This is a genomic window from Blautia sp. KLE_1732_HM_1032, assembly GCF_025147905.1.
In the GTDB taxonomy this organism is placed as follows: Bacteria; Bacillota; Clostridia; order Lachnospirales; family Lachnospiraceae; genus Blautia_A; species Blautia_A fusiformis.
Window position 1 is genome coordinate 2,789,320 of record NZ_CP102266.1, and the last position, 13,322, is coordinate 2,802,641.

9 protein-coding genes are annotated in these 13,322 nt (G+C 40.6%); 3 read left to right on the top strand and 6 right to left on the bottom strand.

From position 1 onward, the window contains the following. Window positions 1-3: 3 nt before the first annotated feature. From NQ489_RS13320 to NQ489_RS13330, 3 genes are all read left to right on the top strand, one after another. Entirely contained in the window at window positions 4-1,179 is a 1,176-nt protein-coding gene (locus tag NQ489_RS13320) for a sensor histidine kinase (protein WP_021652322.1), read from the top strand. After that, on the top strand, window positions 1,154-2,749 hold the full coding sequence (locus NQ489_RS13325; RefSeq protein WP_021652321.1) for a response regulator: 1,596 nt from the start codon (window positions 1,154-1,156) through the stop codon (window positions 2,747-2,749). The genes NQ489_RS13320 and NQ489_RS13325 overlap by 26 nt, the downstream gene beginning before the upstream one ends. A 117-nt stretch (window positions 2,750-2,866) precedes the next feature. After that, entirely contained in the window at window positions 2,867-3,136 is a 270-nt protein-coding gene (locus NQ489_RS13330) for a hypothetical protein (RefSeq protein ID WP_021652320.1), read from the top strand. Between the two features lie 86 nt (window positions 3,137-3,222). Here the strand turns inward: NQ489_RS13330 and uvrB are convergent, their stop codons facing one another. The 6 genes from uvrB to NQ489_RS13360 all read right to left on the bottom strand — a co-directional run bounded on the left by uvrB (window position 3,223) and on the right by NQ489_RS13360 (window position 13,308). Continuing rightward, the gene (gene uvrB, locus NQ489_RS13335; protein WP_021652319.1) at window positions 3,223-5,301 is read right to left on the bottom strand and encodes an excinuclease ABC subunit UvrB; all 2,079 of its coding nucleotides are present in this window, start codon (window positions 5,299-5,301) and stop codon (window positions 3,223-3,225) included. A gap of 694 nt (window positions 5,302-5,995) precedes the next feature. After that, window positions 5,996-6,544, bottom strand: a complete 549-nt coding sequence (locus tag NQ489_RS13340; protein ID WP_015527045.1) for a hypothetical protein — start codon at window positions 6,542-6,544, stop codon at window positions 5,996-5,998. Between the two features lie 32 nt (window positions 6,545-6,576). Further along, window positions 6,577-7,389, bottom strand: coding sequence for an HAD-IIA family hydrolase (locus NQ489_RS13345; RefSeq protein ID WP_021652318.1), 813 nt, complete (start codon window positions 7,387-7,389; stop codon window positions 6,577-6,579). Window positions 7,390-7,550: 161 nt separating this feature from the next. After that, window positions 7,551-8,351: a helix-turn-helix transcriptional regulator gene (locus NQ489_RS13350; RefSeq protein WP_044961976.1), complete on the bottom strand. Its 801-nt coding sequence runs from the start codon at window positions 8,349-8,351 to the stop codon at window positions 7,551-7,553. A gap of 351 nt (window positions 8,352-8,702) precedes the next feature. Next, window positions 8,703-10,100, bottom strand: coding sequence for an MFS transporter (locus tag NQ489_RS13355; protein ID WP_021652316.1), 1,398 nt, complete (start codon window positions 10,098-10,100; stop codon window positions 8,703-8,705). A gap of 169 nt (window positions 10,101-10,269) precedes the next feature. Further along, a complete protein-coding gene (locus NQ489_RS13360) occupies window positions 10,270-13,308 on the bottom strand; it encodes a glycoside hydrolase family 2 TIM barrel-domain containing protein (RefSeq protein ID WP_021652315.1) in 3,039 nt (1,012 codons plus the stop codon). Window positions 13,309-13,322: the final 14 nt, after the last annotated feature.

The following is a 13,322-nucleotide window of genomic DNA, read 5'->3' on the forward strand; positions in this document are numbered from 1 at the left end:
GCTTTGGATTCCCGCATATACAGCTACATTCTCACAGATCACGGAGAGATTGCAGCAAAAAATACATCCTCACTGAATTTATCCGGAATTTCCAAAGCACAGTTTCAGAAACTCAAAGGAAATGCAGATTCTTCTTTTCACAGCGGCGACAAATATTATAACTGCTGCACCTTAAGCAATGGCTGGCTTCATGTTACCGAAATCCCGGAAAGCTATATTCAGGGCAACACGCACATCCTGATCCGTGCCTTACTGATCACTGTCCTTATTTTCTTGCTCCTTACTGTTATCATCGTTATCCTGTTTTCCGAAAATCTTACCCGGAAGATCACTGCACTTTCCTATGCAATGGAAGCCTTTCAGCTGGGATATGACCCGGAACATCTATCTATCGTTACTGTTCCCCACCCGGATGATCCTTCCAGGTATGATGAGATTGACAGACTGGGCATCACCTTTGAAGATATGCAGCACACAATAGCCGGAAACCTGAAGTCCATTGTAAATCTTTCCGTAAACGAAGAACGTCTGAAATACCAGCTGCTCCAGTCACAGATCAATCCGCATTTTCTTTACAATATCCTGGGATCGATCCGTACCTGCCAGTCCCTTGGAAAGCTTGACATTGCTGATCAGATGATTGCAAATCTGACTGCCTTTTACCGTCTTACCCTGCGTAAATCAAAGGAACTTATTCCTATTAAAGATGAATTGGAAATTGCCCGGCTTTATCTGGAAATGGAAAAGCTCTGTCATAAAGATAATCTGGACTGGGAGATCGAAGCAGAAGATGGAATCGAAAATTTCCTGATCTGCAAGTTTACACTTCAGCCATTTCTCGAAAATTCCATTCTGCACGGGATTTCTTCGGGCACACCAGCTGTTTTCATTTCGATCCATGTTCTTTATGGCGATGATACGGTTGTGATCTCCATTGAGGACAACGGTGCCGGCATGGACTCCGAAACCCTTGCACAGCTGCGCCATGCTATTGAGCATAATGTTATTGATTATGAGAAGCATTTTGGAATTTCCAACGTAAGTTCCCGTATTTCCAACCCATTATACGGAAACGGTTCCGTAAGGATCCGCAGCAACCCCGGAAACGGCACATACGTCACCATTGAATTCGAACAGATGGAGGAAGATATCGATGAAAAAAATAATGATCGTAGATGATAATTACTTATCTGCAGAAGGTATCGAAAAAAACATAGACTGGGAAACACTGAATGCAGAGATCATCCATGTCTGCTACAATGGAACCTCTGCTATCGAAGCCATGAAAAAAGAACCGGCAGATCTGATCATTTCTGACATTGAAATGCCTGATCTTGACGGCATTTCCATGAGCCGTCAAGCTCTTGAGATCAATCCTATGGTGAAGATCATCCTGATCAGTGCCTATGATAAATTTGAATATGCAAGACGCGCTCTGCTCCTCGGTGCTCTAGATTATATCGAAAAGCCTCTGGATTATGCCTATCTTATCCAGAAGGTAAAAAACGCTTTTGCACTGATGGAAAAGGAACAGAAAAATCTCCAGCTTCTGAAACAAAGCAGGCCTCTTCTTACGGAAAAATTTTTCCGCGAGATCACACACCTTCCGTCTTCTGAAGCAGCCTACCGACTGAAGCCTTATCTTAAGTATCTGAACCTGGAGCTGAATTATGATTTTTATACAGTTGTTATTCTGGAGCTTGAAAATGCTCCGGATCTAAAAGCTGTTTACGGGATTGAAAAGTTTCAGATGGAGCTTTTCAACCTTCAGGATCTGATAACTGAGGAAACCGCTTCTCTTGATTTTGTGTATCTTCTCCCGGATATGGATGGCTATCTGTGCATTCTGGGACACAGCGGCTGTCAGTCCAACAGCTTCCGCCAGCTTACCAGCGGACTTATTTCCTCAATCGCAGATGCCTGCCAGCCACTGGGACTTTCTCTCAACGCAGGTATTGGAACAATTGTCCAGGATTTTTGGAACCTGAACCATTCTTATAAAAGCGCCGTACATGCACTGGAATACAGATTCTTTTTCCCGCATCAGAATATCTTTGACGGAAGAGAGGCTCTGGGTTCCGATCTGTCTGTTGCAGATTTTTCAGATACAAAGGAGGATGAACTGATCCGGCTTCTCTGCAAAAAGGATACCGCTGCCATAGATCTCTGGTTTCAGAATTTTTCCGACTGGCTCACTCAGAAATTTCGCACAAAGAATTTCGCTTTCATACAGATTTATTCTCTTCTTGGCCGGATCCTGAAATTTTTCTATGAATTAAATCTGGATACGCATGACCTTGAAGCTAAAATTTTGTATGTTTACAACCACATAAATGAGTTTCATAATACGGAAGAGCTATGTCAATGGCTGAAGGATCTGTGCCATCTTTTATGTCGGAAGCTTGATTCCTCCATGAATGATTATCACCAGAAGCTCTGTGAACTGGTGATTTCCTATATCAACGAACACTACACTGACAATACGCTCTGCCTCAATGATATTGCTGCCTCTGCCAATGTAAGCCCTGCTTATTTAAGTGCTCTTTTCAAAAAAAATCAGGGAATCAGTCTCAGTGACTTTATCACATCTCAGCGAATTTCCGCAGCCGCCCGTTACCTGACTACGACTACTATGAGTCTGAAGGAGATCAGCCTGAAATGTGGTTATGCCAATCAATATTATTTCAGCACCAGTTTCAAAAAGAAAATGGGGATCACACCTTCCGCCTATCGGGAACAGCATACATAACTTCTTCTCTTCTTTATAACAAAGTTACTGGCACAAATGCCAGTGCCCTTCTCCGGAATTTTACTTATAATCAATCAATAAAGAGAACCATCATATTTTTTCGAAGGAGGGATCGCTATGAAAAAATGGAAAAAAATCCTGATATCTCTGATAACAGTCTTTGTACTGGCCATGCTTCCGGCAGAATCGGCAATTCTGCCTGGCACAGTCTGTGTTACAGAGGCCGCTCCCAGGATCAGTTCTTCCAGGCTAAGGCAGATCCTGACACAAAAAGATGCTTCCGAGCTTGCCAACGACACTCTGGATATGGCTGTTCCATATTGGACTGATCTTCTCAAGGGCTCCGGCATCACCCTGCGCTCCCTGGGCTTTTCAACTACAAAATAAGCTTTTCCCAAAAACAGATCGAGCATACCCGACAACACCCCTGGCTATTACAGCCAGGGGTGTTGTACTGTCAGCTGCTTTGCAGCCTATTCCGTTAATTCTTCCAGATTCTTTTTTAATTCGAGCATCTTGTCTCTCAGCTCAGCAGCCTGCTCAAAATTCAGGTCTGCTGCCGCAGCACGCATCTGCTTCTCTACCTGAGCGATCACCTTCGTCAGTTCTTTTCGGTTCATGGATTCCGGATCCTTCTTAAGCTTCACTTCTGTCTCTGCCACCTTCTTCGAAACAGCGATCAGATCACGGACCGCCTTCTTGATCGTGGTCGGAGTGATGCCATGCTCCCTGTTGTAAGCCTCCTGTATCGCTCTCCTTCTTTCTGTCTCCGAGATTGCTTTTTCCATGGATTCTGTCATGTTATCCGCATACATGATCACATGGCCTTCGCTGTTCCGGGCAGCACGGCCGATAGTCTGTACCAGGGATGTTTCCGAACGAAGGAAGCCTTCCTTATCTGCATCCAAGATCGCTACCAGTGTAATCTCCGGAATATCCAGTCCTTCTCGCAGAAGGTTGATCCCGACCAGCACATCAAACACATCCAGGCGCATATCACGGATGATTTCCGCACGTTCCAGAGTGTCAATGTCTGAATGAAGGTATCGGACACGGATTCCCAGATCCTTCATATAATCGGTAAGGTCCTCTGCCATACGTTTGGTCAGGGTCGTGATCAGGACTTTATTTTTCTTTTCAATTTCCTTATTTACTTCTGCTACAAGATCATCGATCTGTCCTTCGATCGGACGCACCTCCACCTTCGGATCAAGAAGCCCTGTAGGACGGATAATCTGCTCTGCGCGGAGAAGCTCATGGTCATATTCATATTCTCCCGGTGTCGCAGATACAAACATTACCTGGTCAAGCTTGTTCTCGAATTCATCAAAGCTCAATGGACGGTTATCCTTAGCAGATGGAAGTCGGAAGCCGTAATCCACCAGTGTCTGTTTACGGCTCTGATCACCGGCATACATACCGCCAACCTGGGGAACTGTCTTATGGGACTCATCTATAATAAGTAAAAAATCATCTCCGAAGTAATCCATCAGTGTATACGGTGGCTGCCCCGGTGCAAGCCCTGTCAGGTGCCTGGAGTAGTTCTCGATCCCGGAGCAGAATCCCGTTTCCTTCATCATTTCCACATCAAAGTTGGTACGCTCCGCAATTCTCTGAGCCTCGATCAGCTTATCCTCACTTTTAAAGTATTCCACCTGCTGCTTCATCTCTTCCAAAATGGCATCTGCTGCACGACGGATCTGCTCCTGAGGCACAACGTAATGAGATGCAGGGAAAATCGCTGCATGGCTTTCCACACTTTTGATCTCTCCGGTAAGCACATCGATATCTGTGATACGCTCGATCTCATCTCCAAAAAATTCCACACGCACCGCCCGGTCTGTAGAGTTAGCCGGAAAGATCTCCAGCACATCGCCACGCACCCGGAATGTTCCTCGGTGGAAATCCATCTCATTTCTTGTATACTGGATATCGATCAGCTGTTTGATAACCTCGTCACGATCCTTCTCCATCCCCGGCCGAAGTGAGATCATCATATCAAAAAATTCCTGCGGCGCACCCAGGCCATAAATACAGGATACCGATGAAACTACGATCACGTCTTTCCGCTCACATAAGGCCGCTGTGGCAGAAAGGCGGAGTTTATCGATCTCGTCGTTGGTGGATGCATCCTTGGCGATGTAGGTGTCTGTGGAAGGAACGTAAGCCTCCGGCTGGTAGTAGTCGTAGTAGGAGACAAAATATTCCACTGCGTTCTCAGGAAAAAATTCTTTCATCTCGCCGTAAAGCTGGGCCGCCAGTGTTTTATTGTGGGCAAGTACCAGAGTTGGTTTATTTAACTGGGCAATGACATTCGCCATTGTGAAAGTCTTACCGGAGCCAGTAACACCAAGCAAAGTCTCGAACTGGTTGCCTTCTTTAAATCCCTCGACCAATTTCTCGATGGCCTGGGGCTGATCGCCGGTTGGCTTGTATGGGGCTTTTAATTTAAAAGCATGTCCGCCCTGTGGGCTGCTTTTATGAGCAAGTAGCTGACTATTGTCAGCGGATTGCGAATGTCCTTTTTCTGCATTCATGGTAAATCCCTCCATTTGTGACTTTTACTATGATCATTATCAGCCAAAAATTCGTATCCAGATTCGTAACGAAAAGCTCATTTTTATAGTGAATAGATGTGTTTCTCACCTCGTTACAAATAAAAGTCACAAAACTAATATTTGCGGATAAAACAGCACTCGGAAATACCTGAAAATACTAACCTCCGGTCCTGTCATATTTTTACTGTTTGTTCTTGTAACAGTCCCTATTATATCAAATAAATTTTTGAAAGTATATAGATTAACGCAAGAAAAAAGTACAAATGTTCGATTCTTATTTGTACTTTTTTCTATCACTACTATTCTATTTTTTATCATGCTGCGTTGAAATATTCCTCCAGGATTAAGTCTATTTCAATCACTTTCGATACTTCACTCAATATGATAAGTTTGCGTAAACGCAAAGAAACAGCGACTTTGAAAAGTCAAAGCCGCCATTTTATACGGGCGTGTCAAATGACTGCTGTACGACGGCTTTTTTCTTTTGCCGTCGTACGGCAGATAATTATTTCTTATTTTTAATTGAAAAAGAATTTTTATAATATCGCTTATTTTTATATTTGAAAAGTTATCCCGCTTTTGCTTACCATATTATTTTCTTAAATTAACATTCATGTAACGCCCAATATTACGCAAATTCATCGAATCCTCTACAAACTGAAGTTCATCCCAATATGCAGACCTTTGATTATACACGCTTATAAATTATTGGTTCATCATATCCAAAAGTTCTCTTTCCATTAACTTCCATGCTTTCCGATACTTCCAGAAAATTGTTGGAAAACTTTTCCCAAAGTTTGAATGTCATTACCGGAGAGAACTGGCTTGTGCTGCCTCCCTCCCAGATTCCGTCCTTTTCATGATAAAGTGCCGGATTAAATTTTTCAGATTTTTCTAGTTTAGAGTAATCAACATTCTTCATAGAATCATATGAAAATGTATTTTTATCTTCTCCTTTTGGAATTTTATAAGAAGAAAGTAAAATTCCCTGTTCTATTTCCGTGATAAGGAAAAGATGTGGAGATGCATGACGTTTTCCATTAATTTCATAATAACTCTCTTCAACAACAAATTTTCCTTTGAAATCTTCAGGAAGGTTATTTATTTTGTCATTACAGATTGTATTTACATGTTCCGCATATGGATATGTTTTCCCTTCTGCCTGCATCTTATTAAATTGATCCTTATTATCAAAATGTCCTGTCATCATTCCTACAAAATTATCAAGTTTCATCATATACTTTACCTCCTGGTATTTGCCTAATCACACTATTCCTCTTTTGCTTTTGCCATACTGGCGATATCTCCCACTCCATTCAATACCATTGTCGGAAGATAAGCATAAGTTTTGAGTGTATCCTTCGTTGAACATCCAGAGAGAACCAATACAGTAGACATACCACTTTCCATTCCTGAAATCACATCTGTATCCATACGATCCCCAACCATTACAGCTTCTGCTGAATGACATCCAAGCATATTCAATCCTGTTCTCATCATCAGTGGATTCGGTTTCCCACAGAAATATGCCTGTGTACCTGTTGCCATTTCTATAGGTGCAATCAATGCACGACAAGCAGGAGCAATGCCGTTCTCAATCGGTCCGGAAACATCTGAGTTTGCTCCGATCAGCTTTGCACCTTTCAGAACTAAATTCGTTGCTTTTGTTAATGTATCCAATGAATAGGAGCGTCCCTCTCCCACAACAACATAATCCGGATTTACATCATTCATTGTGATACCTACATCATAAAGTGCATTTAACAGGCCGGCTTCTCCTATCACAAATGCCGAACAGCCTGCCGCCTGTTCTTTTAAAAATGCGGCTGTTGCCAATGCACTGGTATAAAAATGTTCTTCTGGCACATCAAGTCCCATCCTAGCCAATTTCTGATTTAATTCTCGTGGTGTATATCCACTATTATTTGTCAAAAACAAATATTCTTTCTTTTCATCATGCAACCACTGGATGAATTCTGGAACACCTGGCAATATCTGATTGCCATGATAGATCACACCATCCATATCACAGATGAATCCTTTTTTTTCATTAAAATCGATTATGGATTTTATCATGTTCATATGCGCCCTGCCTTTCTTGTCTCTTTAGAATACACCTTACTCTTTTCATAATAAAATAAAGCGCTATTTTCTACAAATATTTTTATATTATATCATCCACACATGAAATCAAATACATAGCACTGTAAAATCAAAGTAAATATTTCGATCAACAGAACCTTTTATGACAACATCTCTTTCACACAAGTACTTCGATAATCACTTGGTGATATTTTATATCTTTCTTTAAATACTCGGTTAAACGTTCTCTGACTTTCAAATCCACTATCTAGACAAATATTTGTAATAGAATCACTCGTATTTTCCAAACGATGGCATGCATAGTTCAGCCTTGCATCGTTAAGATATTGATTAAAGTTTCTATGGAATGTCTTGGAAAAGAGTCTGGATAAAACATATTTGCTCACGCCCAGGTCTTTTGCCATCTCTTCCAACGAAAACTTCTTCTTGAAATTTGCTGATATATAGGAAACTGTCTGGTAAATAAGATCGTTGCTCCCCACACTGCTCTTTTCTACCAAATTTAATTTTCCTATGCAGCGTGCCAACACAATTTGAAGATATGCCTGTGCAACAGTAATATCCGACTGTTCTGTCTCTAAAATTGCATTTATAACCCTATATACCTCCGGTTCAACCTTTTCCTCTTTGATGATTGGGTATTCAGGAGCCATGGATTGCATGATATCTGCAAATTTGGCTATCGTAAATGGCGATGCAATCAGATAAGTCGCTTTATTTACACCGGGTGTCAGTACCTGATAGTGATGAATAACATCTGGAAATACAAAGCCTATATCTCCTTTTTCCATATGGTATAGTTCCTGTCCGACACCAAGTTCTAATGCTCCACTTGTTACACAAACGATCTCCAGTGCATTATGAAGATGTGGTTCAATATGTTTTGACTTCCTATTTATTGCTATGATCTCCTCTTTTGTGTCAACATATTTTAACTGCATGAAATACTCCCCTTTGCAACATTTGTCTATATCTTCTTTCGATTTGGCAAGCAATCCTTTTACACCTATCTTATAATCAACTTGTAAATAAGGAAAGGAGGAATTGCAAATGAGCAACCTAAAAAAATATCTGAATGGCCTTTTAGTATTCTACACTGAATATTTTGAGCATCCTTACCATGTATAAATACTAAAAGGACTATTTTGTGAAAACTGAATATTTTCTTAAGGCCATTTCACAAAAATGAAGTGGTCCTTTTTTATTTTCAAAATACAGTTCAATCACTTTATATATAGAAAAAAGCACTGTCTCATCGAGCAACGACCAGACAACGCTTTCTCCTGTCAATTCTAATTTATGTCTGATGCATCTGTTACTTCATCTGCAGCAATTTCTTTTTCTGCTTTCAGTTTTTTATTTGCATCTTCTACATTCATTCTTGAAAGTACAAACATAATCAATACATCAAAGATTAACGGAAGCCAAAGATACATAAACTGCATCATATCAAGTGCAGACTGCGGCTGAGTTGCATTTGTTCCGATATATCCACTGAACTCAAGCAGCCATCCAACAACAGCGGTTCCAATACCTCCACCGATTTTTACGCCAAGAGAAGTACAAGAGTACATCGTTCCGTCAATTCTCTTTCCCTGTGTAAGATAAGTGTACTCAGAGCAGGATGCGATAACTGCATTCATATCTCCCTGCCATGGTCCCTGACCTAAGGCTGCAAGAGCTGTAAATGCCATCATCAGCGGAACACTGCCCATATATCCGGCAACAACAACAAGTGCTCTACCGATGACTGCTAAGACATAACCTCTTAAGTTCAGTTTATACATACCTTTCCACTTACCAACTAATGTCGGTGTGAAAATCAGGGCAATGATCAGTGGAATATTTACTGCCCATGCAAATTGTCCAAACAAATTCTTATTTTTCAGTACCCATGTCATGTAATAAATGCCAGCTCCAATCATGGCACCATATAACTGCTGTAAAATATATGTTCCACAAATCATCATGTAATATTTGTTTTTAACAAGAAGCTTGAATGCCTGTACCATTCCGTACTTTTCATTATCATCCTTTACTTCTCCTTCGTTAAGTTCTTCCTCCGGAAGTTCCTTAACAGAAAGTGCTGAAATCGTATTTACGACCAGACCAATGATTGCATAGATAATAGCAACCGTTCTCCATGCCGCAGCATCTCCACCACATTTATCTACAAATCCAACTGTAATCGCCTGAATCAGAAGACTTGTTGAAAATGCAAAAATAAAACGGTAAGATCCCATCTGTACACGCTCTTTGCTGTTCTTTGTAATCAGTGACGTAAGTGCTGAATAAGCAATATTGTTTGCTGTATAAAACACACCATTTAACAGTGTATAAGAGATAAAGAACCATGCATATTTAGCCGTTGTTCCCAAGCTGACTGGTATTGCAAAACAGCAGACCAGCGTAATGGCACAACCAATATATCCATATAGCATCCAGGGTTTTGCTTTTCCCATTTTACTGTGTGTTTTGTCAATCATTGATCCAAAAAATATATCCGTAAAACCATCAAATAGTTTTGATACGGCAATCAGGGTACCTACGACACCTGCAGCAAGTCCTACTGAGTCCGTCAGATAGACCATCATAAAAGATGTCAGGAAGGCATAGACTACATTACCTGCAATATCACCTGATCCATATCCAATTTTGTTATACCATTTCAAATACTTTTTTTCTTCCATCGAATTTCTTTGCTCCTCATCTTCATCGCACTTAGAATTTCAAGATGTCTAACAGAGTATGATGTCTTATTCTAGTTTTTTCTCTGTTTTTGTCTGATTGCTCTGTATATCCGGACTTTACATAACAATCAGACTCTCTTTCCTTGTTTACGGGTTACATGAAACTTTATTATCCCTTTACATACGGTATCAGTGTAAACTGAAACCGGAATAATACATCATCAAATCGGTACTGCTCCAATACAACTGGACCACAACTGTTAGAACCAATGCCATTTAGTGCATAGTCAACACAAAATACTACACTATCTGATTCTGTCAGTTCATAATTATGCGTTTTCTTCTCAAGTTCTTCCTGTGTATAATAAGAAGCATTGAATGAAAATGCCTTTTCTGCGGATGCCACAATTCCATATCGGCTGTTGTTAAGCTCTACATATTCACAATCATAATGGCTTCCATTTTCCTGTGGGCGAATATAATCCTCATGCAAATCATCTACATTTGCCTGATACAAACCGTGGCTCGCAGCCTGATGTTTATCACAATAGCTTTCCTGTGGTCCCATTCCAAAGTATCGTGCAGCTGAAAGTTTTTTATCCAGGAACATCCTCACACCAAATCTTGGCAGGTCCGGAAATTCATCAGCTTTTGTTACTGCAATATCTGCATCAATCTTTCCAGCAGATTCTATTTTCCATGTGATCGTCACATCAAGAATCTTCTGTACTGTCTCTGCCACAACGGAAGCATGGCTTGTAATTTTCACACCATGCTTTCCCTGCACGACCTCTGTCGTGTAAGCTCTTGTGTAAGCCTTATCATAGTGGGCTTTCTTCCATTCAGACTTGATGTACATATCGTTATCTGTTGGAGCTCTCCAAATATTTAATTCCATCGGATGGTTCAAGTATTCCCGCCCTGCGAATTTCATCTCTGTAAAGAGTGCAGTACGTTTGTCTATGGTATAAGCAAATTCACGCCCCTTGATATGAATCTGTGTATCATTTTCATTTACCTGTAATTCAGAGTCCACTACTGTTTTTGGTATCCATTTCTCTGCAAGTTTACATTTTGTATCCTCTTTACTTACCTCAATTTCATCAAATCCAAGAATATGGTCTTCATCCAACAGTGGCAATTCTTTTTTCAGATGGTAAATAAGTTTTAAATAACATTTCCCATTCTCTGGAACATTGATCTTCAGGTTTGTTTTTCCTTCCCCATGTGGTGCCACAGAAAACTCCGGAAGTATGCCTTTGCTGATCACAAGACCATCCTGTGTCAGCTCATAACTAATCTTCACATAATCTTTCAAGTCATCAAAATCCATGTAGTTATGAAGCACCAGTTCTCCGCTTTCTTTGTCATAGGAAATAACCCTTGCCGGGCGATAAACATTCTTGTATTCCAAAAGTCCTGTATGTACCGTTCTGTCCGGATATACTAATCCATCCATACAGAAGTTGCCATCATGAATTTCTTCGCCATGGTCGCCCCCATAAGCATATATAGTCTTTACATTCTCAGCAGTTCCATGAGCAATCGCATGGTCACACCATTCCCAGACAAAGCCGCCGCACATTTTATCATTATCCTGAATCATCTGGAAGTAATCTTCAAAATCTCCAGGTCCGTTTCCCATGCTGTGACAGTACTCTACCAAAAGGAAGGGTTTGCTTCCATCTTTATCCAGATATTCCTGAATTTCGGAAAGCGCTGGGTACATCCGGCTGTACACATCCAGATTGCTGTAATCATATGTTTCATCATAATTACGGTATCTTGCACTCTCATATTGTGTGATACGGTCTGGATCAAAATTCTTTGTCCATTCCAGTGCTTTTTCAAAGTTGCAGCCATAAGCACTCTCATTTCCCATTGACCACATAACAATACAGAAACGGTTTTTGTCACGTTCCACCATGAGTTTTACGCGATCAACGATTGCCTCTTCCCATACCGGATCATCTGCAATCTTCTCATTCCATCGTTTGAACCGATTGTAATCAGTGTCTTCTTTTCTGTAGATCATAAATGGACCATGAGCTTCAATATCTGCTTCATCTATTACCATGAATCCATACTTGTCACACATTTCATAGAAAAATGGTGCGTTCGGATAGTGGCTGGAACGGATTGCATTAAAATTATGCTGCTTCATTAACGTAAGATCGGTTGTAATCTGTTCCGGATTGATTGTAAATCCAGTAACCGGATCAGAATCATGTCGATTGACACCACGGAATTTAATCTTCTGTCCATTTAAATAAATAACCTGGTCTTTAATCTCTATCTTTCTTAATGCAATGTGATCTACAATTACTTCATTCTCTGTTTCAAGAATCAGTTTATATAGATATGGATTTTCTGTATTCCAAAGTTCCGGACTTGCGATTTCTAATACAGCTGTTCCTTCTTCAGCAATACTTCCTAGTGCTACAACTGCTCCGTTTCTATCTTCAATCGAAATTTTTACATTTAACGGAGAGTAGAATTTCATTTCAATTTCTACTTTCGCAAGCATATCCTCAATTCTTGTTTTAATATGATAATCACTGATTGCCTGTTTTGGGCGTTTCAAAATGTACACATCCCGGAAAATACCACTCATACGGAATTTGTCCTGATCTTCCAAATAGGAACCATCACACCACTTCATTACCAACACTGCCACCGTATTCGTTCCATCCTGAAGTACATCGGTAACATCAAACTCACTGGTCATATGCGAAACCTGGCTGTATCCTATGTAAGAGCCATTGATCCATACGTAAAAGCAACTGTCTACTCCTTCAAAGTTCAAAAAAGATTTTGGCGCTTTCTCATCTCTACTGTACTCAAAAGTATGTACATAGGCTCCACACGGAATGTCCTGTGGCACATATGGTGGATCAAACGGAAATGGATACCGGATGTTTGTATACTGGTGTGTATCATATCCAGCCATCTGCCATACACTTGGAACCTGAATCTCATCAAAATTTTCTGTATCATAATTCTTCTCAAAGAAAGAATCCTGAATGTCATAGATGCTGTTAAAATACTGGAATTTCCAAGTTCCATTCAATAACTGCATACGATCTGACTCTTCTCTGTGTTCCACCAAGTTATCCATTCTTCTGGATGCCGGAATATAATAGGCTCTGGCTGGCATTGTGTTTTCGTGCAGTACGCTTAGATTTTCATAATAACGTGGTACGATCATAAATAGCTCTCCTC